This is a genomic window from Rhodococcus sp. C1 (genome assembly GCF_020809065.1).
Lineage (GTDB): Bacteria > Actinomycetota > Actinomycetes > Mycobacteriales > Mycobacteriaceae > Rhodococcus_F > Rhodococcus_F qingshengii.
Genome location: NZ_CP078080.1, coordinates 3,177,162 through 3,202,967 on the forward strand (window position 1 = coordinate 3,177,162; position 25,806 = coordinate 3,202,967).

Annotated in this window: 22 protein-coding genes; 4 read left to right on the forward strand and 18 right to left on the reverse strand. The window is 63.9% G+C overall.

Features of this window, described 5'->3' with window-relative positions:
- Positions 1 to 13: 13 nt before the first annotated feature.
- A complete protein-coding gene (gene meaB, locus KTR60_RS14690) occupies positions 14 to 1,006 on the forward strand; it encodes a methylmalonyl Co-A mutase-associated GTPase MeaB (protein ID WP_007727819.1) in 993 nt (330 codons plus the stop codon).
- Positions 1,007 to 1,068: 62 nt separating this feature from the next.
- Here the strand turns inward: meaB and KTR60_RS14695 are convergent, their stop codons facing one another.
- From KTR60_RS14695 to KTR60_RS14765, 15 genes are all read right to left on the reverse strand, one after another.
- Positions 1,069 to 2,016 (reverse strand): sulfite exporter TauE/SafE family protein, encoded by a 948-nt coding sequence (locus KTR60_RS14695; RefSeq protein WP_054827848.1) that lies wholly within the window; start codon positions 2,014 to 2,016, stop codon positions 1,069 to 1,071.
- A 63-nt stretch (positions 2,017 to 2,079) separates the two neighbouring features.
- Positions 2,080 to 2,220 (reverse strand): hypothetical protein, encoded by a 141-nt coding sequence (locus KTR60_RS14700; protein WP_156423186.1) that lies wholly within the window; start codon positions 2,218 to 2,220, stop codon positions 2,080 to 2,082.
- Positions 2,221 to 2,246: 26 nt separating this feature from the next.
- The gene (locus KTR60_RS14705) at positions 2,247 to 3,281 is read right to left on the reverse strand and encodes a nucleoside hydrolase (RefSeq protein WP_064114340.1); all 1,035 of its coding nucleotides are present in this window, start codon (positions 3,279 to 3,281) and stop codon (positions 2,247 to 2,249) included.
- Positions 3,274 to 3,750, reverse strand: coding sequence for an OsmC family protein (locus KTR60_RS14710; RefSeq protein WP_007727816.1), 477 nt, complete (start codon positions 3,748 to 3,750; stop codon positions 3,274 to 3,276). Before KTR60_RS14710 ends, KTR60_RS14705 begins: the two co-directional genes overlap by 8 nt.
- A gap of 31 nt (positions 3,751 to 3,781) precedes the next feature.
- On the reverse strand, positions 3,782 to 5,095 hold the full coding sequence (locus KTR60_RS14715; protein WP_054188233.1) for a CoA transferase: 1,314 nt from the start codon (positions 5,093 to 5,095) through the stop codon (positions 3,782 to 3,784).
- Between the two features lie 18 nt (positions 5,096 to 5,113).
- Positions 5,114 to 5,992 (reverse strand): hypothetical protein, encoded by an 879-nt coding sequence (locus KTR60_RS14720; RefSeq protein ID WP_030536382.1) that lies wholly within the window; start codon positions 5,990 to 5,992, stop codon positions 5,114 to 5,116.
- A 3-nt stretch (positions 5,993 to 5,995) separates the two neighbouring features.
- Positions 5,996 to 7,084, reverse strand: a complete 1,089-nt coding sequence (locus KTR60_RS14725) for a hemolysin family protein (RefSeq protein ID WP_003944826.1) — start codon at positions 7,082 to 7,084, stop codon at positions 5,996 to 5,998.
- A complete protein-coding gene (locus tag KTR60_RS14730) occupies positions 7,077 to 8,459 on the reverse strand; it encodes a hemolysin family protein (RefSeq protein WP_003944847.1) in 1,383 nt (460 codons plus the stop codon). Before KTR60_RS14730 ends, KTR60_RS14725 begins: the two co-directional genes overlap by 8 nt.
- Before the next feature lie 311 nt (positions 8,460 to 8,770).
- Positions 8,771 to 10,207, reverse strand: coding sequence for a GuaB1 family IMP dehydrogenase-related protein (locus tag KTR60_RS14735; protein WP_007730903.1), 1,437 nt, complete (start codon positions 10,205 to 10,207; stop codon positions 8,771 to 8,773).
- Positions 10,208 to 10,210: 3 nt separating this feature from the next.
- Positions 10,211 to 11,092: a DMT family transporter gene (locus tag KTR60_RS14740; RefSeq protein WP_003944968.1), complete on the reverse strand. Its 882-nt coding sequence runs from the start codon at positions 11,090 to 11,092 to the stop codon at positions 10,211 to 10,213.
- 4 nt (positions 11,093 to 11,096) lie between these two features.
- Positions 11,097 to 12,599, reverse strand: coding sequence for a DEAD/DEAH box helicase (locus KTR60_RS14745; RefSeq protein WP_003944962.1), 1,503 nt, complete (start codon positions 12,597 to 12,599; stop codon positions 11,097 to 11,099).
- Positions 12,600 to 12,661: 62 nt separating this feature from the next.
- Complete coding sequence (gene gndA / locus KTR60_RS14750; RefSeq protein ID WP_007730904.1) at positions 12,662 to 14,119, reverse strand: NADP-dependent phosphogluconate dehydrogenase; 1,458 nt, start codon at positions 14,117 to 14,119, stop codon at positions 12,662 to 12,664.
- 217 nt (positions 14,120 to 14,336) lie between these two features.
- Positions 14,337 to 16,307, reverse strand: a complete 1,971-nt coding sequence (locus KTR60_RS14755; protein WP_228400984.1) for a DEAD/DEAH box helicase — start codon at positions 16,305 to 16,307, stop codon at positions 14,337 to 14,339.
- A 261-nt stretch (positions 16,308 to 16,568) separates the two neighbouring features.
- Entirely contained in the window at positions 16,569 to 17,522 is a 954-nt protein-coding gene (locus KTR60_RS14760; protein WP_007730909.1) for a M56 family metallopeptidase, read from the reverse strand.
- Positions 17,523 to 17,547: 25 nt separating this feature from the next.
- Positions 17,548 to 17,961 (reverse strand): BlaI/MecI/CopY family transcriptional regulator, encoded by a 414-nt coding sequence (locus KTR60_RS14765; RefSeq protein WP_003944876.1) that lies wholly within the window; start codon positions 17,959 to 17,961, stop codon positions 17,548 to 17,550.
- Between the two features lie 191 nt (positions 17,962 to 18,152).
- Here KTR60_RS14765 and KTR60_RS14770 point away from each other — a divergent pair, with 191 nt between their 5' ends.
- Positions 18,153 to 20,732, forward strand: coding sequence for a bifunctional lysylphosphatidylglycerol flippase/synthetase MprF (locus KTR60_RS14770; RefSeq protein WP_228400985.1), 2,580 nt, complete (start codon positions 18,153 to 18,155; stop codon positions 20,730 to 20,732).
- Between the two features lie 10 nt (positions 20,733 to 20,742).
- Here the strand turns inward: KTR60_RS14770 and KTR60_RS14775 are convergent, their stop codons facing one another.
- The 3 genes from KTR60_RS14775 to KTR60_RS14785 are packed head-to-tail and all read right to left on the reverse strand — an operon-like array spanning position 20,743 to position 24,139.
- Positions 20,743 to 21,594: an ABC transporter ATP-binding protein gene (locus KTR60_RS14775; RefSeq protein WP_003945031.1), complete on the reverse strand. Its 852-nt coding sequence runs from the start codon at positions 21,592 to 21,594 to the stop codon at positions 20,743 to 20,745.
- Positions 21,591 to 22,682, reverse strand: coding sequence for a FecCD family ABC transporter permease (locus KTR60_RS14780; protein ID WP_003944960.1), 1,092 nt, complete (start codon positions 22,680 to 22,682; stop codon positions 21,591 to 21,593). The genes KTR60_RS14775 and KTR60_RS14780 overlap by 4 nt, the downstream gene beginning before the upstream one ends.
- Complete coding sequence (locus KTR60_RS14785) at positions 22,679 to 24,139, reverse strand: FecCD family ABC transporter permease (RefSeq protein WP_073512408.1); 1,461 nt, start codon at positions 24,137 to 24,139, stop codon at positions 22,679 to 22,681. The genes KTR60_RS14780 and KTR60_RS14785 overlap by 4 nt, the downstream gene beginning before the upstream one ends.
- A gap of 202 nt (positions 24,140 to 24,341) precedes the next feature.
- Here KTR60_RS14785 and KTR60_RS14790 point away from each other — a divergent pair, with 202 nt between their 5' ends.
- Positions 24,342 to 25,124 carry a hypothetical protein gene (locus KTR60_RS14790; protein ID WP_003944809.1) on the forward strand — a complete coding sequence of 261 codons (783 nt, stop codon included), beginning with the start codon at positions 24,342 to 24,344 and terminating at the stop codon, positions 25,122 to 25,124.
- Positions 25,125 to 25,360: 236 nt separating this feature from the next.
- Entirely contained in the window at positions 25,361 to 25,789 is a 429-nt protein-coding gene (locus KTR60_RS14795; protein ID WP_007732087.1) for a PaaI family thioesterase, read from the forward strand.
- Positions 25,790 to 25,806: the final 17 nt, after the last annotated feature.

Below are 25,806 nucleotides of genomic sequence, written 5' to 3' on the forward strand. Positions count from 1 at the left end.
GGGGTCACTGAAGATGGCACGTCAGCCCATCGACATTGATTCCCTCGCCGAGGCGGTGCGCGGAAATCAGCGTGCCGGCCTCGCTCGGGCGATCACCCTCGTCGAGTCCACTCGCGACGACCACCGGGCCCTCGCGCAGCAACTTCTACTGAAGTTGCTGCCGGAGGCCGGGGGAGCGCACCGGATCGGCATCACCGGAGTTCCCGGCGTCGGCAAGTCGACCTTCATCGACGCGCTCGGAATGTACTTGCTGAGCAAGGGACATCGGGTTGCGGTGTTGGCGGTCGATCCGTCGTCCACCCGCACCGGCGGCTCGATTCTCGGCGACAAGACACGCATGGCTCGGCTCACCGTCGAACCGAATGCGTACATCCGGCCGTCACCGACGTCCGGCACGCTCGGTGGTGTTGCCAAGGCAACCCGCGAGACCATCGTGCTTCTCGAAGCTGCCGGTTTCGACGTCATCCTGGTGGAGACGGTGGGTGTCGGCCAGTCCGAAGTCACTGTTGCCAACATGGTGGACTGCTTCACGTTCCTGACCCTCGCTCGTACCGGTGATCAGCTCCAGGGCATCAAGAAGGGTGTCCTCGAGCTCGCAGATCTGGTGGCGGTCAACAAGGCCGATGGCAAGCATGAGCGCGAGGCAAAGGGTGCTGCCCGCGAATTGGCGGGTGCGCTTCGCTTGATCTACCCGCACGACGCCATCTGGAAGCCGCCCGTCATCACGATGAGCGGTCTCGAAGGTGTCGGGCTGGACGAGTTCTGGGGAACTGTCACCAAACACCGTGAGGTGCTCACCGAAGCAGGACAGTTCGAGGAGAAGCGTCGCAAGCAACAGGTCGATTGGACCTGGACGATGGTCAACGATCAGCTGCTACGCAGGCTCTCGAGCAACGATCGGGTGCGTGCGATCCGGGCCGACGTCGAGCAGAGCGTGCGTGACGGTTCGCTGACGGCAGCGTTGGCGGCGGGGCGAATTCTCGACGCGTTCGACGGAAGCAACTAGCACGGAAAGAACAAAATCCCGGGTATCCGAGCGCGGATACCCGGGATTTCTTCTGTGACGAGCTATCGCTCGCGTTTGACTGCAGGCTCGGTGAGTTCGGTCTCGACAGCGAGTTCGACTCCCGTGAAATCGCCTTCTGCCTCGGCTGGGGTGAGCGTGGACCGCTTCCACGCGTAGAACAGCAGCGCTGCCCACGCGCCGAGAATGGCCAGGTAGCCGGCCACTGTGACCGCCCCGGTGATGTCGAAGGATTTGAACAGCTTCTGTGCGTTGGTCAACACGATGACGCCGCCCACCGCCGTTCCGAGCAAGGTTGCAGGTACGCGGCTGACCAGCCACGCCGCGAACGGAGCTGCGATGACACCGCCGAGCGCGAGACCGGCGACAACGAGGAGGTTTCCCGCCGACTCACGTCCCAATCCGACAAGGAATCCCAGCGACGCGGCTGACGCGACCAGAAACTCCGAGGCGCTGACCGAGCCGATCACGGTGCGCGGCGCGGTCTTTCCTCGTGAGAGCAGCGTGCTGGTGGTGATCGGACCCCAACCACCACCGCCGGATGCATCGATGAAACCACCGAACAGGCCGAGTGGGGACAGGAAACGTGCAGTGTGCGGGGTGGTACGAGCGTCCGCGACGGCCGGTGGGCGGACCGAAAAGCGTAGTGCCACATAGATACCGATGGCCAGCAGGATCGTCGCCGTGATGGGGACTGCCGCTTCGGTGGACAGACCCGAGAGCACAGTTGCGCCGATGAATGCACCGACTGCGCCGGGCACACCGAGCTTGGCGACGAGCTTCCAGTCGATGTTCTTGAACTTCCAATGCGACACACCCGAAGCGAGGGTGGTGCCGACCTCGGCCAGGTGAACAGCGGCGCTGGCCTGAGCCGGACCGAGGCCACCGATCATCAACAGAGTGGTTGCGGTGACACCGAAGGCCATACCGAGGGCGCCGTCGACGAGCTGGGCGCCGACGCCGACAAGGGTGAACAAAAGAAGATTGAACATGAGAAGACAGACTCCGAGCGAAGAAGCGACAAAGTCAGGGGTGCAGGCAGCGAGAATCGCCGCTCAGCAACACGCCTGATCGAAGCATGCGCTACGACGAGTGGGCCAGAACGCCATCAATCCGAGCGCAAATGCCGGGGAGGCATCGTGGCTGGAAATCTGCACGTCAGGTCCTTTGTTCTCGTACGTTGGTGTTCTGTCCATGCGAGCATAGCCGGTGCCCGGCTCGGTCAACCCACGACGCGGGCGTAATTTCCCACTCGGTGGACAAGTCGATCGAAGAATTCCGCCGGATCGGTGCTGACCGCGATATCCGCGTTGGGCTCACGCTTCCAGTGCCCGACCCAGTCCGCAACCGTCGTTCCGATCAGCAGTGGACTCTCGGTTTCGACATCTACCGTTGCCGGTTTCAGCGTCGCCAGGCTCGGATCGAGCGCGACGGCAGCAGCGAAGGGATCATGCATGTGAGCAAGAAATCCCTGGTCGTATTCACGATGGAATTCCATGTAGAACCGGATTGCGTCGGACATATGCCTGATCACGCTGTTGGACGCGGAACTGCGGAGGTCGGGACCGTCGTCAGGCGAGATGATCTCTTCCGGGGTGCTCCCGGCAGCTTCGGCGAGCCGACGCACATGTTCGGGGAACATCTCGATGGATTCGGTGACGTTGAGGCCGCAGATGATCGGGCGCCGGTGCGCGGGTACGACGGAGAACGCGTCGAACACCTCCTTGGCGGCGTGCGGATCCACCGAGACGTTCCACTCCGCGGTCGGCGTCGTGTTGCCCGGATAGTTGAACGACCCACCCATCACTACCAGTCGCTTCAGCAGAGACGGCAGATCGGGTTCACGTCTGATCGCCAAGGCCAGGTTGGTGAGCGGCCCCGTCACCAGCCCGGTGAGTTGTCCGGGGTACTCCCGGACGAGATCCACCCAGAGGTCGGTGGCGGTTCGGACCGAGCGCTTGCGACCCGAATCGGGGAGGACCGCATGGCCGATTCCTTGCGGACCGTGAGTCTCCTCGGTGGTGCGCAACGGTATGACCAATGGCTCGCGGGCGCCGAGTGCAACCTCGATGTCCGGGGCGCCGCAGAGCGCAAGCCAGTTCAAGTTGTTGGCCGCGACCTGTTCCACCGGAACGTTGCCGGCGGTGCTCGCAATCCCCAGTATCTCGGCTTCGGGGCTGGCAAGGAGATAGAGAAGCGCCAACGAGTCGTCGATACCGGTGTCGACGTCGACGATGAGCTTGTGCATGTCACTCATCGGTGGCCACCAGGATCGTCGGGGAATGCAGGACGGGGAAGTTCACCGACCGAGCGATGAAGCACTTCGTGTGTGCGGGGCCGTGAAGCTCCTGGGCCTTCTCGACCATCGACGCCTCCGCGACCAACACCGTCGGATTCAACGTCACCTCGATGAACTGGCCGCCGCCATCGGATTCCTCGATCATGCTGCCGACCGGCTGATCGCTGTAGTCGAGAACGACGACCCCAGCGGCAGCTGCCAGACCGAGGTACCAGAGCATGTGGCACTGGGCGAGGGAGGCAACGAGCAGTTCCTCGGGGTTCCATCGCTGCGCGTCACCGCGGAACGAGGGATCGGAGCTGCCGAGAAGTTCCGGCTTTCCGACCGCGGATATTGCATGATTGCGCGAATATCCCTGCGTGCTGGACGTTCCGGTTCCCAGATCGCCCGTCCACTGAAGGTCGAGTGTGTAGGTATGTGACTTCACAGGTCCATCTTGCCCTGAATGTGCCGGTCCCTCAGTGTGCCCACTCCGCGCGATCCGATCCCCACGGATGCGCCGGTTCGGGGTAGTCCTCGAACTCTGCCAGCGCGGGTCGTGCGGTGGTCACGTCGGCATGGTTGACAACAACATTCAGGCCGGGAGCGGTCGGTAGACCGGGATGGACGGTTCGGCCGGGTGCGTCGAGAAGACGAGCGCCGGTGCTGGCCAGCGACACGTCGACGTCGCGGCCACGGCCGTCGTGCGAGCGCAGTGTCAACGCGTCGAGGATCCCCGCTGCCAAGAAGTATCCGGTCGAGTGGTCGAGTGCCTGCGCCGGAAGTGCGCCAGGGTTCTCACCACCCTCGAGGAACGAAATGCCGGACGCGGCCTGCACGATGCTGTCGAAGCCACGGCGATTCGCCCACGGACCTTCCCATCCCCATGCGCTGACGCGCCCGTGAATCAGGTGGGCGGGAAGATCCTGCCCGATGAGCGCTTCGAGTGCACCCGGCCGGTAGCCGGTGACCAGTACGTCTGCGGTTTCGAGGAGTTCTCGGAACGCTGCCGCTCCGGCCGAGGACTTCAGGTCGAGAAGCGCCGACCGCTTGCCCTGTCCACTGTCGAGGTGCTGCCATCCGATCTCGGGGATCGCCGGGGGATCGATCCGCAGAACGTCAGCGCCGACCAACGCCAGGGCACGCGTCGCGACCGGACCGGCGATGACGCGGGTCAGGTCGAGAACGCGTGGGCGCGTCGGATGCGTGCGGGGTTTTCCCTCGTCGCGTGCTCGGATGGATACCAGAGGCGCAGACCTCGCAGCTGCGCACTGCTCACTCAGGCGCCACTCGGTCTCGGTACGAACACGGACCGCGATGGCTCCGATCTCGGCGGCCTGCTGCTCGATCTCGATGGCGCTGAGTTCGGATATCCGTTGCGCCACTGCATCTTTGGGTGATCCGTGATCGAGCGCGAGGACGGCGAGCAGGCGGTCGCGATGGTGCGGATAGTTGCCGTGCGTGCGGACCCAACCGTCGCGGGCGGCAAAGAACCCCGAGTGCTCGGAGAACCCGTTGATCGGCTCGCCGCCGATCCGGAACAGTCGATCGCTCGAGAAGGACGCGGCGATGCGCTCGGGATCGAGGGTCCAGTGTCCGTCGCCCGGGCGGGTTGACCGATGAATCGCCGAGGCGAACGCCGCTACCGAGCCCGCAGCGAGGTCGAACACCGGCAAGTGCGCCGCAAGGAAACCCGCCGAGTCCGGGCATTCGATGTGCCCGCGTCGGTCGTCGGTGTGCACCCCGACGTCACGCTGGTATTCGTCGAGATAGAACCCGTACCCGTGATCCATGCGACGCCTTTCGGCAGTTCAGTGGCCGAGAAGCTCCCGGCACTTTTCTGCCAGCGTATCGCGGAGCGGCGCAGCACGATCCGCCAACTGTTGTTGCTGACGCACGTATTCGGCGCGGCCCGCGGGAGTTTCGATACGAATGGGGGAGTACCCGTACTCGGCAAGGTCGTATGGGCTCGCGCGCATGTCGAGTTCACGGGCCAGGAGCGCGTGTTCGAAGCACCGCATCACCAGGTCGGAATCGACGAGTGGCAACAACTTGAAGCTCCACTTGTACAGATCCATACCGGCGTGCAGGCAGCCCGGCTGTTCGTGATCGATCTGAGTTTCGCGTGCAAGCGGGAGCGAGTTCTTGGGGGCCGCGTCCGGTGTGAAGAACCGGAACGCGTCGTAGTGCGTGCATTTGAGTGGCAGGGATTCGACGACCGCGTCGGTACCGGCGAACCCGAGTCGCAGCGGCACCGACTGATGACGGATTGCGTCCTCGCCGCCGCGATAGACCATCGCCCATTCGTGGAGGCCGAAGCAACCCAGCACAGCGGGCCGCGCAGACGTCTGATTCAACAGATTCCACACGAATTCGACTGTGTGACGCCGACGCTCCAGCACTGAGGCCTCGACCGTCGCGGTACCCGACTCGTCGACGCGGTAGCCGGAGAAGGCTGCGTATTCGGCGGCGTTCTCGAGCGCGACTCCGTACCCGGGGTGCCAGCGGCGCAGTTGGGCGGGTTTGAAGTTGTAGTACGTGAAGAGGAAGTCGTGCACCGGGTGAGAGATACCGGCGCTACGACGCGCTCGGTGCGGCTCGACGAGCTTCTCCACCTCCTCGAGGTGAAGTGCCCGCCGAGCCGTCCACTCGCTCTGCGCGAGTGCGAGTGAATGCACCGAACGTGTCATCGATCAGCTGTTTCTTTGTCCGGGAACAGCATCCGTGCCGCGATGCGTGCCGTCGCGGACCGTTCCGACGTACTCCTCGAGGAGATCCTCGAGCGCGACGATACCGATCACCACTCCGTCAGCGTCCGTGACAGCGCCGAGGTGCGAGCTGGCCCGACGAAGGCCGGCCAACGCTTCGGCCAGCGGTGTGCTGAGCGGAACGATGGGCAGCGGCCGGATATCCGACGTCGGAACGACGGTGTCCGGTCCAGCGGCCTCGTCGAGCACCTCGTCGAGCACGTCCTTGAGGTGCACGTACCCAGCCAGCGATCCGTCGCTCGCTCGCACCGGGTAACGCGAGTATCCGGTCTCGATGACCGCACGCTCGATCTCACCCAGTGTTGTTCCCGACGGTGTGAGGGGAATGGTCCGCACCTTGTCGAGAGTGATCAGGACCTCGGAGACGGTCCGATCGGTCGATTCGAGTGCCTGCTTCAACCGCCGGTGTTCTTCGGCGTCGATCAGACCTTCGGATCGCGATTCACCGATCATCGCGGACAACTCCACCGCCGAGACCGTGACGTCGAGTTCGTCCTTGGGTTCGACGCGCAGGAGCTTGAGCACTCCGTTCGCGCACAGGTTGTAGAACGCGATGATCGGGCGAGCGATCTTGATGAACGCCAGATGCACGGGAACGAGCAGCATGGCCGTCTTCTCGGGGCCGGCCAACGCGATGTTCTTGGGCACCATCTCGCCGAGCAGGATGTGCAGCACGACGACGAGCGACAGCGCGATGGCAAACGAGATCGGGTGCAGCAATCCGTCGGGCAGGCCGACGGCTTCCATCGGCACCTCGAGGAGGTGCGCAATGGCGGGCTCGGCGACCTTACCGAGGAGGATCGAGCAGATCGTGATGCCCAGCTGAGCCGCCGCAAGCATGAGCGAGAGGTTCTCACCGGCCTTGATGACTGTGAGCGCCCGCTTCTTGCCTTGCGCGACCAGTGCTTCGAGGCGGTCACGTCGTGCGGAGATCAGTGCGAACTCCGCACCGACGAAGAATGCATTGCCGGCGAGCAGCACGACGGTGAGGAGTACACCGAAGAGGTTATTCATCGTCGGACTCCTTCTTGCTGTCGTCTGCGGATTCGGGTTCGACGTAAGCGGGGACCGGCGTGATAGTCACCCGGTCGATACGGCGGCCGTCCATGCCGGTCACTCGTGCAATCCACTTTCCGCGCGAATCACCGGACGAGTCGACGTCGGGCAATTCCACCTCGTCACCCTCGTCGGGGATGCGGCCCAGTTCGGTGAGCACCAACCCACCGAGCGTGTCGTAGTCGCCTTCGGGAGCGGTGTACCCGGTAGCCGAAGTGACCTCGTCGATGCGCAGGAGACCGGAGCACGACCATCCGTCGCCGACGCGCTGCACGTCGAGTTCGGGTTCGTCGTGTTCGTCGCGCACATCGCCGACGATTTCCTCGATGAGGTCTTCCATCGTGACGATGCCGGCAGTTCCGCCGTACTCGTCGACGACGAGCGCAACCTGCATACCGTCGGAGCGGATTCGCTCCATGACGGTGTCTCCGTCCAGGCTCGACGGCACGACGGGAACACGTTGAGCCAGACTGTCGACGCGCGTCGTGCGCCGACGTTCGGCCGGAACGGTGAACGCGTGCTTGATGTGTACGACGCCGACCGTGTCGTCGAGATCGCCGCGAACGACCGGGAAGCGCGAATAGCCGGTCCGCGACGCCGTCACGATCAGGTCTGCGACGGTGTCCGAGAGTTCCAGCGATTCGATCTTCACTCGCGGAGTCATCAGCTCTTCTGCCGTGCGGTCACCGAACTGCAGTGAACGGTCGACGAGCATCGCCGTGCCCTTGTCGATGGACCCGCGCTGCGCGGACGTCCGCACGAGGGACCCGAGTTCCTGCGGTGATCGCGCGGAGCGCAATTCCTCCGCGGGTTCGATGCCCAGGCGTCGCACGATCCAGTTGGCGGTTCCGTTGAGGCCGTTGATGGCCCACCGGAAGATCAGCGAGAACCCTGCTTGCAGGCCCGCAGTCGCGCGGGCGGTGGGCATCGGCTTGGAGATTGCGAGGTTCTTCGGTACGAGCTCACCGAAGATCATGGAGAACGAGGTCGCGATCACGAGCGCCAGGATCAAAGACGTTGTCGAGGCAGCGGATTCACTGAGCCCGACGGCCTTCGTGACCGGTGTGATGAACCGTGCCAGGACCGGCTCGGCCAGGTAACCGGTGATCAGGGTTGTGATCGTGATGCCCAGCTGAGCGCCGGAGAGCTGGAACGAAAGAGTCTTGTGCGCGTGTTGAACCTGCCGCGAGCGTCGGTCGCCGCCACGAGCAGCTTCGTCGACGGTGCTGCGTTCGAGCGCGGTCAGTGAGAATTCGGCCGCCACGAAGAGGGCGGTGCCTGCAGTCAGCGCGATGAAGCCGACCAGGCTGAGAATGGTGAAAACGATGTCCATGTGTCATCGCCACCTGAGATGTGCACGGGGGCCGCCGGGTTTGTCTCCCGGCTCGCTAGAGGAGCCCTCCGAACCGGCGGAATCAGAAGATTCCTCGGATAAAACGACGGGTGTAGCGCCGGGTAAGTGTGTGGGTGCCTCGGGCACCGGGTTCCTTTCGTCAGAGCCGAGTAGTTCTCGGCTGTAGCGGGCTCGGTCGGGTCGCCGAAGGGCACCCGACCGAGTTTTGTTTTCTGTTTACGGATCCAATGATACCGGCGGGTGCCCGGGAGTAGGGACCCGAGCACCCGCCGACAGTCACAGAACGTGGTTCACCAACCAGACGGAAGCGGCCGTCCTTCGGCAAATCCGGCGGCGGACTGCACGCCCAGAACGGCCTTCTCGTGCAGCTCCTCGAGAGAGCGCGCACCCGCGTACGTGCAGGTACTGCGCACGCCGGAACAGATCTGATCGATCAGGTCCTCGACTCCAGGGCGCTCGGGATCGAGACGCATCCGCGAACTGGAGATGCCTTCCTCGAACAATCCCTTACGGGCGCGATCGAAAGCCGTTTCGGTGGCTGTGCGAGCGGCAACAGCGCGCTTGGAGGCCATACCGAAGCTCTCCTTGTACGCGTTGCCCGCCTGATCGACTTTGAGATCGCCGGGGGACTCGTATGTGCCGGCGAACCACGAGCCGATCATGACGTTCGACGCGCCCGCCGCGAGGGCGAGTGCAACGTCGCGGGGGTGTCGAACGCCGCCGTCGGCCCAGACGTGCTTGCCGAGCTCACGTGCCGCTGCAGCACATTCCGCGACGGCCGAGAACTGCGGGCGTCCGACGCCGGTCATCATGCGAGTCGTGCACATGGCTCCGGGTCCGACGCCGACCTTGACGATGTCCGCGCCTGCGGCGATCAGATCACGGGTTCCCTGTGCGGAGACCACGTTGCCTGCGACCAACGGGACGCCGAGATCGAGCGCCTTGAGGGTGGTGAGTGCATCGATCATTCTCTGCTGGTGACCGTGAGCCGTGTCCACGACGATCACGTCGGCACCGGCGTCGACGAGTGCCTTGGCCTTGGCGCCCACGTCACCGTTCACACCGACCGCCGCAGCGACCCGGAGTGCGCCGCGCGCGTCGACTGCGGGGTCGTAGATGCCGGCACGGATCGCGCCGGTGCGGGTGAGGACGCCGGCAAGAGTCCCGTCTTCGTTGACGATGACCGCCAGCGGATCGTGCTTGGTTTCGAGCAGTTCGAAGACCTCACGCGGTGTGGCGGTGACCGGGGCCGTGACGAAGTCGGTGATCGCGACGGTACGTAGGCGAGTGAACCGATCGACATCCGCGCAGGCAGCCTCCGTGACGACACCGAGAGGCTTACCGTCCTCGACCACCACGACCGCGCCGTGAGCACGCTTGGGAAGCAGCGCCAGCGCATCGGAGACGGCGTCGTCCGGACTAAGCGTGACCGGCGTATCGGCGACGAGGTGGCGGCTCTTGACGAACGCCACGGTCTCGGCGACAGCTTCGGTGGGGACGTCCTGCGGAATGATGACCAGTCCGCCGCGGCGGGCGACAGTCTCCGCCATGCGGCGGCCGGCGACTGCGGTCATATTGGCGACCACGACGGGAATGGTCGTTCCGGATCCGTCGGAAGAATTGAGATCGACGTCGAACCGAGAGGTGACCTCGGTCCGGTTAGGGACGAGGAAGACGTCGTCGTAGGTCAGGTCGTATGGGGGGCGTTGCCCTTCGAGGAACTGCACGTTTCACGAGCCTACCGTCGATTCCGCCGTAGCGCCCTCGGTATCGCGCGCTTGTGAGCGGGAAAGGGCGATCGTGGTCATGATCATGACGGCGACGGCGCACCCGATGAGAGCAATTCCGGGACCGTCGACGCGGAGGCGTTCGTCGAGCACTGTCATCCCCAGGAAGATGGCCGCGATCGGCTCGCCGATCGTCAGGGCGGGTAGCGACGCCGACAGCGGCCCGACCTGGAACGCGCGCTGTTGCAGGTAGACCCCGATTGCGCCCGAGGCGATCAGCGCCCACGTCTGCCATGCCGAAATCACCCCGACGACGCCGTGGCCGAGTAGGTCGGTGACGTACTTGGTGAATGCGACGGCGACGCCGTAGAAGATGCCTGCCGCAGAGCCGAGAAGCAGTGCGCGCCAGCCGCCGTCGAGTTTGGACAAGCCGCCGACAGTTGCGGCCACGGCCACTGCGACCGTAATCGTCAGGGGCACAGCCCAATCCGACCATGGAGCATTGCTGTCTCCCTCGGTGGGATCGCCGACGACGAGGAAGATCGCCAAGGAAATCGCGAGCATGATCGCCAGTGACCACGCGGAACGGGTGATGCGGATTCCCGAGAATTTGGCCGAGAGAGGCAGCGCGAACAGCAACGAGGTCACGATCAGCGGCTGCACCACCAACACCGAACCCAACGACAGTGCAACGGCCTGCATGACGTACCCGCCGCCGTCACCGATCAGCCCGGCCCACCACCGAGGACTGCGAATCAACGACGCCACCAACGCCTCGCCCTCGGGAACCGCGGACGCCGCCCGTTGCTGAGCGACCGAAGCGCACGCGAAGAGCAGTGCAGCGAGAAGTGCGCAGAGAACCGAGATCAGTGGAAGATCACCCATTCCCTCAGTGTGCGCGCTTGCCCGCCCGATTTCCGGCAGACGGCTTTCCTGCGCCGGGTGCGCCGCGACGCGGGGTCAAGCCCTTGGACGCCAGACGCTCCGAACGGGTCGGGACCGGAGTGCCGTCCGCACGGATCTTCTTCACACTCTTCGGATCGGTGACGCGCCGCGAGGAGGCGGCGCGCTTGTCGCCGTCCTTCTTCATCCGGCCTCCGGCAGCGGTCCGGCCTGCAGTGTCGTGTTCCTGACGGCCACGCTTGGCGGTGTGCTTGACGGCAACCGTCGTATCGGGAGCCTCGACCGGAATTCCCGTCGGCTCCATCGCACCGGTGATGCGCGTGAGTTCAAGATCGTCAGGACGAACCCGCACACCGTGAACCTTGATGCCTGCCTGCTTGGTCAACTTCTCGACCGAATCACGTTCTTCGTCGGTGACGATGGTGACGACGACGCCCGATTCGCCGGCGCGTGCCGTCCGGCCGGCCCGGTGCAGGTAGTCCTTCGCCTCGGCCGGGGGATCGACGTGAACGACGAGCGTCACGTCGTCGACATGGATTCCGCGCGCGGCGACATCGGTGGCGACCAGGACCGGTGTTGTCCCGTCGGAGAACGACGCGAGGGTCTTGGTCCGATTGTTCTGCGTCTTGCCGCCGTGCAGAGCCCCGGCCGAGACGCCGATCAAATGCAGTTGCTGCGCAAGACGATCCACACCGTGCTTGGTCTTGACGAACATGATGGTCCGCCCCGCACGCGAAGCGATATGTGCGACAACGGATCTCTTGTCGTCGCGGTCGACGAAGAGCAGATGATGTTCCATGGTCGAGACGGTCGCAACCGGGGGAGCAGTCGAGTGCGACGCCGGATTGCGCAGGTAACCCGCGACCAGATCGTCGACCTTGCCGTCGAGTGTCGCTGAGAAGAGAAGACGCTGACCGTCTTTCGGAGTCGTGTCGAGAATCTTCGCAACCTCGTCGATGAAGCCCATGTCCGCCATGTGGTCGGCTTCGTCGATGGTCGTGATCACGACGTCGTCGAGAATCACCGACTTCTGCTCGAGTAGGTCGAGCAAGCGCCCGGGGGTCGCGATCAGCAGATCGACGCCGCGGGCAAGGATGTCGGCCTGACGCTTGATCGGAACGCCCCCGACCGCATTTGCCACACGCAAACCGATCTCGGTAGCGGCGTCGTCGAGTGCCTTGTGGATCTGGATCGCCAGCTCACGGGTGGGAGCGAGCACCAAACCGCGCGGACGATTCCGCTTGCTCGCCCCACCCTTGAGGCGCACCAGCATCGGAAGCCCGAAGGCCAGAGTCTTTCCGGAACCCGTCGCACCGCGCCCGAGTACATCCCGACCGGCAAGAACATCGGGGATGGTTGCCGACTGAATGGGGAAGGGGGCATCGATGCCGCTTCGGCGCAACGCGTGCACCATCACGGCGGGGATTCCGAGGTCGACGAACGAACGCCCTTCGGTCGAGGTGGGCGAGTCGATCGTCGATTCCTGCATTTGTCCAGGCTACCGGGTATCGGTAGACGCAGATGACCGCATCTACCGATACCCGCTGTGAATCAGGCCTCGATTTCGCTGCGGTCACCGCTCCACAGTGTGTGGAACTTGCCCGGCTTGTCGATGCGCTCGTAGGTGTGCGCGCCGAAGAAGTCGCGCTGACCCTGAGTCAGGGCGGCCGGCAGACGCTCCGCGCGGAGACCGTCGTAGTACGACAGCGAGGACGCGAACGCAGGTACCGGAATGCCGAGCATCGTCGCGGTGGCGACCACGCGGCGCCAGCTGTCGATGCCTGCCTCGATGGCCTCGCGGAAGTACGGCGCCAGAATCAAGCTCGGCAGGCTCGGATCGGCGTCGAACGCGTCCTTGATGCGGTTGAGGAACTGCGCACGGATGATGCAGCCACCGCGCCAGATCGTCGCCAGGTCGGCAGGCTTGAGGTTCCAGTCGTACTCGGCGCTGCCGGCAGCGATCTGATCGAAGCCCTGCGCGTACGCCACGATCTTCGACGCGTACAGCGCGGCCTGGATGTCGGCGGCGAACTGCTCGGCGTCAGCAGGCTTGTCGCCGAGAGAGCCGGCAGCCAGACCCTGCGCCTGAGCTGCGGCGCGCTGATTGCGGCTACCGGACAGTGCGCGAGCGAATACGGCCTCGGCGATACCGGTGACCGGCACGCCCAGATCCAGAGCGGACTTGACCGTCCAGCGGCCCGTGCCCTTCTGCTCGGCAGCGTCGACGATGACGTCGACCAAAGGCTTGCCCGTCTCGGCGTCGACCTGGCGGAGCACCTCGGCGGTGATCTCGATCAGGTAGGACTCGAGGGTGCCCTTGTTCCACTCGGTGAAGACGTCGGCAACCTGACCGGCGTCGTAGCCCAGAGCGTCGCGGAAGAGGTTGTACGCCTCGCCGATGAGCTGCATGTCGGCGTACTCGATGCCGTTGTGCACCATCTTGACGAAGTGACCGCTGCCGTCGGGGCCGATGTGCGTGCAGCACGGGGTGCCGTCGACGTGAGCGGAGATGGACTCGAGAAGCGGGCCGAGAGCCTCGTAGGACTCCTTCGGGCCGCCCGGCATGATCGACGGACCGTTGAGTGCGCCTTCTTCGCCACCGGAGATACCGGCGCCGACGAAGTGCAGTCCGCGGGCGCGGATCGCCGCTTCACGACGGATCGTGTCGGTGTAGAGCGAGTTGCCACCGTCGATGATGATGTCGCCGGGCTCCATGGCGTTTGCGAGCTCTTCGATGACAGCATCGGTCGGGGCGCCGGCCTTGACCATGATCAGGACGCGTCGCGGCTTCTGAAGTGCGGCAACAAACTCCTCGACGGTCTCGGTGCGCACGAAATCGCCCTCGGAACCATGCTCGGCGATCAGGGCATCGGTCTTCGCGATGCTGCGGTTGTGCAGGGCAACGGTGTGACCGTGGCGGGCGAAATTGCGGGCAATATTCGAACCCATGACGGCCAGGCCGGTGACGCCGATCTGAGCTCGGGGTGATTCGGTGCTAGTGGTTGACATGCTTACAGCTTTCCCTCTCGGTCCGCGGCTGTGAAATCCTGCGCTGTGCGCAGCCGAAAACGGTGCGGCCGCGACGCGCGTGAACATCAGACCGTGCATACAAAACACGGATGCAGATCACTTTAATTGCAGTGACCTGCATCCGTCTCGATACAGCTTCCGGCACAGCCGGAAGGTTCTCAGTGTTCAGTTGTCGAGCCGCAGCTCAGCGCAGGTATTACCGCTGATCGCGCTTCGGGCCGTCGAATCCGTCATAGCTACGACGGTCGGTGCGGCTGCGGAAGCCGCCACCGCTGGTCGAGGCTGCACGGTTGTCGCCGCCTTCGCGGTTTCCCTGGTATCCACCGGAGGAGCGGTTGCCCTGGTAGCCGGTCGAGGGGCGGCTGTCGCGATCGCCGTACGAGCGGTTGTTGTCGCGGTTGCCCTGGTATCCACCACCGGACGAACGGTTGCCCTGGTATCCGCCGCGGCTCTCGCCGTCACGGCTTCCCTGGTATCCGCCCGACGAGCGGTTGCCCTGGTAACCCGTCGACGGGCGGCTGTCGCGGTCTCCGTAGGACGGACGGCTGTCACGGTTGCCCTGGTAACCACCGCTGGAGCGATCACCCTGGTATCCACCACCGGACGAACGGTTGCCCTGGTATCCGCCGCGGCTCTCGCCGTCGCGGTTGCCCTGGTAGCCACCCGAAGAGCGGTTTCCTTGGTATCCGGTCGAGGGGCGGCTGTCGCGGTTGCCCTGGTAACCACCACTGGAGCGATCACTCTGGTATCCGCCGCGGCTCTCGCCGTCGCGGTTGCCCTGGTAGCCACCCGAAGAGCGGTTGCCCTGGTATCCACCGGACGAGCGGTTGCCCTGGTAGCCGCCACGGCTTCCACCACGATCACCGAAGGAACGCTCGCCACGAGAAGAGCTCTCGCGCAACGGTTCTCCGGTCGGCTTCTTGGCGCCGGTGATGCGAGCAAGTTCAGCAGAACCCGGGGTGACGGCAACGGCTGCGGCATTGACGCCGGCCATACCGGTCAGACGCTTGAACTGACGCTTCTGGTTCGGCAGCACGATGGCGACAACGGTGCCCTTCTCGCCGGCGCGAGCGGTACGACCAGCGCGGTGCAGGTAGTCCTTGTGGTCGGCCGGGGGATCGACGTGAACGACGAGGTCGATGCCGTCGACGTGGATGCCGCGTGCTGCGACGTCCGTTGCGACGAGGACCGGGGTGCGGCCGTTCTTGAAACGCTCGAGGACGCGGGTGCGCTGGTTCTGTGCCTTGCCGCCGTGAAGCGACTCGGCAGCGATGCCGACTGCGCGGAGGCGGTCGGTGATTCCCTCGCAACCGAGCTTGGTGCGGGCGAACATGATGGTGCGTCCGTCGCGGGCACCGATCTCGGCGAGAACGGAATCCTTCTGTCCACGATCGACGAGGAGAACGTAGTGCTCCATCGTGTCGACGCTTGCGCGGCCGTCTTCGGTGGAGTGGGTGACGTGGTTGGCCAGGAACTGACGAACCAGCGACTGGACCTCACGGTCGAGGGTTGCCGAGAACAGCAGACGCTGTCCGTCTGCGGGGGTCTCACCGAGGATCGAGCGAACCTCGGGCAGGAAGCCCATGTCTGCCATCTGATCGGCTTCGTCGAGTGCGGTGATTTCCACCGAGTCGAGGATGCAGGTGCCCTGACGCAGGTGGTCGCCGAGACGACCCGGCGTTGCGACGAGGACGTCTACGCCGCGTCGGAGCTGATCGACCTGCTTGGCGAACGGCGTTCCACCGACAGCGGGACGAACCGTGAGTCCGAGTGCGCCGGCGTAGGAGTTGAGGGAGTCGACCACCTGGAAAGCAAGCTCACGGGTGGGGACGAGCACGAGTGCGCGGGGACGCTTGGCGGCCGGGCGATCTTCGTGGCGTGAGAGGCGGGTCAGCATCGGCAGGCCGAAGGCGAGGGTCTTGCCCGATCCGGTCTGTGCGCGGCCGAGAACGTTGGTTCCGGCGAGCGCGTCCGGGATGGACTGCGCCTGGATGGGGGACGGGACGGTGATGGAGTTGCGCGCCAATGCGGCAACAAGCTGCTCGGGCAGGCCGATCTCGGCGAAGGTGATACCCGGCTCGGTGGCGACTGCTTCTTCGGCAGCGGGGGTGTTGACGGTGGGGTCTTCGATGTTCTCGGAAGACGACATTTGGACAGCGTTGGTCACGCGGAAACCTCTCCGGACTACGGGCACGTCGCGGAGCGGAAGAAGCCATGCTGAAATACACGACACAGTTCGCAAAGGGACGAGCCAGGGCACATGTCACCTGGCAATCCGAACGCATACTGCGGGGAATTGGGCTGTGTGCCGTTATATGTTGACGGACCACGATGGTGGCCGTGATCCACTCTACGCCACCGGGGACACCGAAGTCAGGTAGCCCCGCCTGTGACCTGCACTACTACACGGGGTTACGCAGGTCAAGACTCAGTATGCGTTGAAAAGCAGTCGAAGTTCGGTGAGCCAGGGCACAGCCACCGCAACCGTGGGAACAACGAGAATCGCGACCGCCCCGAGATACGCAAAAACTGCGATGCGGGGATCTGCGTCGTCGGCCGAGAGGCGTTGCACTCGGATGAGCGTCGACGGCCCGCCCGCTGCCATTGCCCCGCGGGGTGCCGTCGATCCGGCACACGCGACAAGCGCCCGCGCGAGGGGAGTGGGACCGGTAGCCCGCACGGCTGAATCGTCGGCGAGCAACTCCACCAGTAGCTGCACCGATCCCAGGGCCGACTTGCTACGAACGAAACGGGGGAACGCGTGGTTGACGGCAGTGAAAGCCTCGAGGACCAGATCGTGACGAGCTCGCAGGTGGGAACGCTCGTGCGTCAGGATGGCTTTGACCTCGGCATGATCGAGGTTCTGCAGAGTGCCTTGACTGAGAACCACGCGTTGACGCAGACCTGGCAGGCAGTATGCGATCGGTTCGTCGACGTCCAGTACCCGCAGATCGGGTGTGCGTTCCACCGACGCGGGCATGGCGCAGTCGTCGAGAAGGTCCACCAACACGCGGTGACGTGCACGGCGACGTCGGGTTCTCACAGCGACCTGGATGATCGAGAAGATCAGCTTCGCGCCGATCAGAAGCGTCAGGGCAAAAACAACCACGTACAGAATCCACAGCGGGAGCCCGAGTGCATCGATTTCGGCGGTCGGGGCCGTCGTCGGCCTACCGTCAGTGCCGGGAACGAGCAGCTGGCTGGCAATGGCCAGGCCCGAGCTGAATGCCGACAGCACCGCAGCAATTGCGACGGCTTGCCACAGAACCAACGCCGCGCGTGGAGCGCGGTAAGGCCACGTGGAGCGGCTCAGGAGTGCGGGAACCGGACCGGCCAGCAACAAGGCAAGCAGTCCGAAAACCAGTGCAGTAGTGGCGTTCATGTCCTACACATCATGCACGACGAAATCAGTTCGGCCTAGAAATTCCGGGCTGCGCAGCCTTTTTCGCGGACTCGCGCACCTCGAGGGCAGCGAGCGCTTCGCGGAGAGCATCGGCTTCGTCAGCATTGACCTGTCCCACGAAGTGGACGAGCGCCGCGGCGCGACCGCCGGACTCCGGAGCCTGGGCCAGCGCGTCGACCATCAGACTCGCGACCAGTTCTTCGCGTTTGTTGACGGGAAGATAGCGATGTGCGCGATCGTCACGCTGCTGAATCACCAGATGCTTCTTCGCCAGGCGCTGCAGAACGGTCATTACCGTCGTGTACGCCAATTCGCGATGCGTCGCGAGTGCTTCATGCACCTGTCGCACAGTTTGCGGTTCCGATGTGGACCACAAATGATCCATCACCGCGCGTTCGAGTTCACCTAGACCTGCCATTCTTCGATTCTACGGACTTCCACGACGAAATACGTACTACTGGTAGTAGTAACCACCTCGGTGGGGGTGTGGTATTGGCCATAGTGATCTGCGTGACGGTTACGGTGGTGTGAGACGACGGAATTCCCGACAATGACGATGCCCGATAATTGCAAGCCAACAGTCGATCCGCAGAAAGTAGCCGCACGTAGATGACGATCGACAGTTCGCCGGGCACCGAAGAATCGACATCACGGGCGCGGGTAGTCACGCAGAAAGCTGCCGGCATCATCCGTTTCGGCATTCGCGACGCACCATTGACGGTCGTTCTACTTCTCACCATGTGGATCGTGGGTGCCGCAACCGGCAGCCTCGTTCACGGACCGTCCCGCGATCTCGAGCACACGATCGGTGCCGGAATGGGCTCGATCCAGCACGGCCGCATCTGGACTCCGCTCACGTCCGTGCTGTGGGCAGGAAACCTGCTCGGGTACCTCGGCGCGACCGTGCTCCTGATCGCAGTCGCCGCACCCCTCGAACGCCGAATGGGAACGATCAAGCTTGCGATCGCCGGCGCAAGCACTCAAATCTTGGGAGTCCTGCTCGGGCTCGGCTGGGCGTCGTTTGCGAAGGTGTTCGATTCCAGTTGGGGATTCCGCCTCCACGTGGGCTCCGCGGTCGGAGCCAGTGCATGGATCGTCGGCGCTGCGATGGCCGCCAGCTCGAACATGGGCACCCTGTGGCGCCGTCGCATTCGCGTCGGAACTTTGGCGTTGACGATCACTTTGGCCTTGTTCAGTGGTCAGCTGCAAGACGTCATCCGATTCTTTGCCGCTGTGGTGGGTTTGGTGATCGGACAGTGGATCGTCGGACGATCGGCGCGCGGTGAGCGCATCGCCGGGACACAGCGAGAGGGTCGCGTCCTGGTCGCCATCGTCGTCGCGGCGAGTGCGATCGGCCCGATGATCGCCGCATTGTCCCCGCAGGCGGTCGGCCCACTCGCGGTCCTCCGTGACCTCTTCCGCGGAGTTCCCTGGACTGTCGCCGAGGTTCGAGAACTGTGTGAGGAGTCCTCGTCGGATCCGGACTGCCGACGAGGACTCCTCGAGCTCAGACTCTCCGGTATCGGCCCGACTCTGCTCTCGCTGATGCCGTCGATCTTCGTTCTCGTGTTGAGTGACGGGCTCCGTCGTGGCCGCAGATTTGCCTGGATTGCGACAGTGTGTGCTCAGGTAGTCCTACTCGTCCTCTCGATCGGGAACTTCGTCATCAGGTTCGTCGACGCCGTCGACAGTGACAGCTTGTTCTACGGAATCAGCGATCCGAACGTGTACCGAACTCTGGTGCCGTTCCTGACACCGCTCTTCGTACTGATCCTGCTGATCGCGACACGTCGATACTTCGACGTCGCGGCCCCGGCCAAGACATACCGACGTCTCGGTGCTGCGATCGTGACCTTGCTCGCGGTCCTCGCCGTGATCTACGTCGGCGGCGGAATGCTCGCCAGGCACGGGTTCGATCGCGAGCCCACCGTAACGATGTTGCTCGCGGACTTCCCTCAGCGCCTTGTACCGCCCGTGTACCTGCAGTTGATCGATCCGCGTCTGCTTCCCGTGGACATCGAGTCGACGTTGCTCTTCGAGTGGACCGGCGTCGTGTTCTGGGGCGTCGCCGCCGTGTTGGTGTTCGTGAGTTTCCTCAAGCCGGTCAAGACCGCCGATCCCAAAGCCGCCGAACGAGCACGATCCATGTTGATCGCCGGTACCGGCAGCCCGTTGTCCTGGATGACGACGTGGAAGGGAAACACATACTGGTTCAGCGCGGACGGTTCGAGTTACGTCGCGTATCGCGTCATCGCCGGTGTTGCTCTCACAACCGGTGATCCGGTCGGTCCTCCAGATCGCATGCGCACGGCGATCGAGGAGTTTGCCGAGTTCGCTTCGTCGAACGGTTGGATTCCCTGCTTCTATTCAGTGACCGACGACGCCCGAAGCATCACTGATTCCATGGGCTGGAGCGGCCTGCAGGTCGCCGAGGAAACCGTGCTCGACCTCGGACAGGTCGCGTTCACAGGAAAGCGGTTCCAGGATGTGCGAACAGCACTGAACCGGGCGAAGAAGTCCGGGATCACGGCCGAGTGGATTTCCTTCCCTCATGCACCTCTCGCGATCAAGGATCAGATAGTTGCGATCTCGGAGGAATGGGTGGCGGACAAGGGGATGCCCGAGATGGGATTCACCCTCGGCGGACTCGACGAGATCGACGACGAACAAGTGCGGTGCCTGATCGCCGTCGACGAGGATCGCACCGTGCACGGTGTCACGTCGTGGCTACCGGTGTACCGCGACGGCAAAGTCGTCGGGTGGACACTCGACTTCATGAGGCGACGCTCCGAAGGATTCCGTCCCGCGATGGAGTTCCTCATCGCCTCCGCTGCACTGAAATTGGAGGAGGAGGAGGAGGACGTCGAGTTCCTCAGTCTGTCCGGTGCACCGTTGGCAACAATCGCCGGTGATTCCGAGAGGAATGCGAACGAACCGGAGGCCACGACTTTCTCGGCGATGATGGACAGCGTGCTCGACCTGCTCGGTCGCACCCTGGAACCGGTGTACGGATTTCGTTCGCTGTTGGCCTTCAAATCGAAGTTCCAGCCTCGGTACGTGCCGATGCACATGACCTTCGCCGATCCAGCCGCGTTGCCGAGCATCGGGAACGCGGTCGGACGAGCGTACCTGCCGACCGTGACGATCGGTCAGGGATTCAAACTTGTTCGGACGATTCTGGGTCGCTGATTCGCGATCGTCACGCAGGCTTTGCCGGCCCGCCGACGGCGCCGAACACGTGCCGGGTGCCGATCGGAACGATCAGCGGCCGATCCGAGACGGGATCGTCGATGACCGCAGCTTCGAGACCGAACACCTCGAGCAGAAGTTCCGCGGAAATGATGTCCTTGGGGACACCAGAAGCGACGACGGCGCCGTCGCGCATCACGATCAGATGATCGCTGTATCTGACCGCGAGATTGAGGTCGTGCAGAACCATCACCACGGTGCGCCCCATTTCCTCGTGGAGTTGATCCACCAGGTCGAGGACTTCCATCGAGTGCGCGAGGTCCAGATAGGTAGTCGGTTCGTCGAGAAGCAGAATGTCGGTTCCCTGGGCGAGAGCCATCGAGATCCAGGCCCGCTGGCGCTGACCGCCGGACAATTGATCGACGGGTCGATCGGCGAGATCCGAGACACCGGTCAGCTCCAGCGCTTCGGCGACCTCGCCCTCGTCGTCCGCAGACCACTGCCTGATCCACGACTGGTGCGGGTGGCGCCCACGTGAGACCAGATCGGCGACGGTGAGTCCTTCGGGCGCAACTGGAGTCTGGGGGAGCATTCCGAGCACCCGTGCGACTTCCTTGGTCTTCATCGAACTGATCGCCTTGCCGTCCAGGACAACCGATCCGCCCTTGGGCTTGAGCAGACGACCGAGCGCACGCAGGAGCGTCGACTTGCCGCAACCGTTGGGGCCGATGACCGTCGTGATCACGCCGGTAGGGATCTCGAGATCGAGTCCGTCGACGATGATGCGGTCCCCGTACCCGAGCGTCAGGTTCTTGGCGACGAGACGCGAAGGAGTATCGGTGGACTGGGCGATGGTGGTCATGCTGTGACCTTCCGATTGTTACGAACCAACAGGTAGAGCAGGAACGGACCACCAAGTGCGGAAGTCACGATTCCGACGGGGAGTTCCACAGGCAGAATTGTTCGAGCGATGACGTCGCTGCCGACCACCAGTACAGCACCGGTCAGCGCGGACGCCACGATGGGCGGGCCGGCAGAGCGCACCAGACGCATAGCGACCTGTGGCGCAGCCAGGGCGACAAAGCCGACCGGACCTGCTGCGGCGGTTGCGATGGCGGCCAGCGCCACGGCGGAGAGCAACAGCTTGGCCTGGGAGGATTGCAAGCGAACACCGAGTGAGGTGGCGTTGTCGTCGCCCAACCGCAGTGCTCCCATGGTGAACGATGCGATCACCGCGTAGCCGCCGACTACTGCGACGGCGATGGCGACCGGCCACATCTGATTCCAGGTGGCACCGTTGAGTGAACCGTTGAGCCACACCTGTGCGCGAGAAGCGTCGTTGATGTCCGCCGAGATGAGGAGCCATCCCGTCGCTGCCACCAGCATGGCGTTGATGCCGATACCGATCAGGATGAGGCGGAACCCCTCGACGCCCTTGCGCCACGCCAAGGCGTAGATCACCACTGCTGTCAGTAGGCCGCCGCAGAGTGCAGCCAACGGAATCCCCAGTGTGGCAAGCAGTCCCACGAACGACCCGCCACCACCGAGCACGATGAGAGCAACCGCGGCAGCACTCGATCCGGCCGTGATTCCGAGGATGTCGGGGCTGGCGAGGGCGTTGCGAGCGATCGTCTGGGTGACCGCACCTGCAATGCCGAGTGCCATGCCGATGAAGAGTGCGGTGAGCGATCGAGGAAGTCGGAGATCGAAGACGATCAGGTTCTGTGTCTTGCTTCCATTACCGAGCAGGACGGAAATGACATCGGGGATCGAGATCGGATAGTCGCCGCGTCCGATGTTGATGCAGAGCAGAAGGAAGAGTGCGACCGCGAGCGCAATGCACACCGACACCGCGAGTGGACGGTAGACCAGCGAGAATCCACCGATACGAATCGACTTACGTGAGGGGACGGTCCGGGGGAGTACCCGGAGTTCTTGCTTGAGCGTCACAGACTTGCCAACTTCCTGCGGCGTACGAGAGCGATGAAGAACGGGGCGCCGAAGAGGGCCAGGATGATTCCGACCTGCAACTCGCCGGGGCGCACGACTACGCGGCCGATGATGTCCGCGGTGATCAACATGACCGCGCCGAGCAAGCCCGCGTACGGGACCAGCCAGCGGTAGTCGGGTCCGGTGATGGCCCGGGCCACGTGGGGGACCACCAATCCGATGAACGCGATAGGTCCACACGCTGCGGTCGCGGCGCCGGTCAGCAGGGTGATCGCGATGATGCCGAGTGTGCGACTGAACGCGATGTTCGTTCCCAACGCTTTTGCGACGTCTTCACCCAGGCTGAGGACATTGAGACCAGGCGTACTCGCCAGGGCGATGACCAAACCGAGTATCAGGAAGGGGAGGACCTGCCAGAGAACGTCGAACCCGCGACCGGACACCGACCCGACTACCCAGAAACGGTAGGCGTCCAGACTGGTCTGGTCGAGGATGATCACGGCATTGGTCATGGCTTGCAGGAAGAACGCGACGGCTGCGCCCGCCAGAGCCAAACTCAGAGGACTCGCGCCGCCGTTTCCGATGGAGGACAAGCCGAAGACGACGATGCTGGCGACGAACGATCCTGCAAACGCGAACCAGAGGTACTGACTCGGTGCGGTGAAGCCGAAGAGATAGATCGCCATGACTACGAAGAAAGCCGCGCCGGCGTTGAGGCCGAGTAGTCCGGCATCTGCCAACGGGTTACGCGTGTGTCCCTGAATCAGGGCGCCGGCGATACCGAGTGCGATGCCGACGACAAGACCCAGGATGGTCCGCGGAGCGCGCAACGTTCGCACGATGATGTCCGTCTGGGTGCCGTCCGAACTGAAGATGGCGTGGAAGATCTCGGCAAACGTCAGCGGACGTGCGCCCACCGCGATGCTCGCGAGCATGACGAGCGCGAGAAGAACCGTGAGCACCGCGAGACCGATCAGCCGGCGTCGACGAGTTGCCCCGACGCTGTTGTCGCGCGCGAGTTCCTCGAACCCTTCTTCGCGCGCCGTGCTTTCACGGACCACCTCGATACCGGTTCGATCGAACGGCCTGCGCAGAGCCCGGCGAACACCGATGGGCTGCTTTGTCTTCGCGTCACGCGTGACCAGACCTACCCATCCCTTTCCCGAGGTCCGGCCTGTGGCACCTTCGCGGAATCCCAGGTTCCACACGAGGAGACCAACGGCAATGGCTATTGCCGTCCCACCGAATACTGCGCGGTCGGCTTCGCCGCCACCGTTCTCGTCTCGGAGCGACTGAACGACGTACCAGCCGACGAGCAACGGAAGCAGGAACACCCCCGCGTCGAAAATCCCAGCTAGAACACGCATTCGGACAGGAGCCGGGCCGCGCGGCACTATGCGCCGTCCGTACGTCTCGCTGGGTCCTCGGGGATGTCCGTTCCCGAGCGGTTTGATCATCGTCACTGGCGGATCGAGCTCCTGGTCTTTGTGCGCAGGGAATTCGCATCTTAGGTTACGGAACCCTATGTGGGTGTGCTCCCTGCGGGGCAAGTTCCTGTGAATATGCGGTGCCCAGCGTCACAGTTCTTTACTCTTGAATTATGGTGAGGCTAACCTACATTAAGAACCACAAGACAACTTCGGCCGATTGGAGTGCACGGTGACAATCACCTTGACCACCCAGCATGCGGATGTTCGTGAATTCGAACTCCGGTCGAACGCATTGAGCCGCACCAGCGTTCGCCTACGAGCACTCAACCCTGACTACCCGCGCGTCTACGCGGTTGCCGCCATGTCAGGTGAAGGCAAACGGCGTTGGTGGCAGTTGAGTGAAGGCTTGTGCGGGGATCGGGTGCATCAGATGTTCGCCCGCTCGCTCCAGGATCTCGACAGTGCCGAAGCTGCGGCGATACAGGTCGCAACATCACTGATTCACGCTGTGGTCGGCAGGGTTGCCGCATCGATCGTCTCCGAAGGTGCCGCTTGGGATCCAGGCCTCGAGAACCTGTTCATCCACATGGACAGCGACGGCGGTATCGACTGGGCCGGGGTGATCGACGAGACTCTGCGCGTTGCGCCGAACGGACGGGAGTCCGGCAGTGACGGCGTCGTCGACATGCCGTGCGAAGAAGCGCTCCTCGTCTGGACCGCGCACCGTTGCCTGACCTCGCTACGGGCGATCTACGACGCCGTCTCCAGGTGTGCGCCCGTCGACCAGTTCAGATTCTGGGGCTTGGTAGGGGAGTCGATCCTGGGCGCAGCGGCATATGTCCCCATCTTGGCCGGCGGGGGCGAATCAGCCGCTCAGCGCCGCGGGCAGGGGCTGCTGGACGCTTTTGTCGCCGCCGGACTGCCCGTGCGTGCACGCCGCAAGGTCTCGCTGCGTCCTCGTTGGAACCAGTTCGACGAAGGGCTTGCTAAATTAGGTCAGCCTTGCCTATGATTGTGGAACACCACGCGGAGAGTTACACCCCGCGAGAGTGACGAAACTGCCGGACCGCGCCGGAGTCCTGAGGGCTGCAGAGACTCCCGGTCCTTCCCACGGCGGGTTTCACATCGAATGATGTGAAACCCGCCGGTTCTTTTTCCAGACCTGATTCCAAGCTCGAGTTACCTCTCGTGTAATCAGGTAGGGAGTGGCAGCCACACCGGCGCCAGAGAATCACAGATGGAGATGGCATGGTCGACACTGCTGAGACCGCAGAGATGATGAAACGGCTCGGAACGGGCTTCGACGCCACCATCGGCCTGGAATACACCGAACTGAGCCCAGATCGCGTGCGGGCGCAATGGACCGTCAAGCCCACGCTGCACCAGCCCGCCGGGATACAGCACGGGGGTGTGTACTGCTCGGTGGTGGAGTCTCTCGCCAGCGTCGGTGGCACCGTGTGGCTGGGCGAGCGAGGACACGTGGTCGGAGTCAACAACAACACCGACTTCCTGCGCGCAACGCGGGTGGGCACTCTCACCGCTGAAGCCACCCCGATTCATCGCGGACGCACCCAGCAACTCTGGGAAGTTCGCATCACCGACGAGAACGACCGACTCGTTTCCAAGGGACAGGTTCGCCTCGCGAACATCACCGAGGTGGCGAAGATCGGAAACTGACCACGCGGCAGTCGATC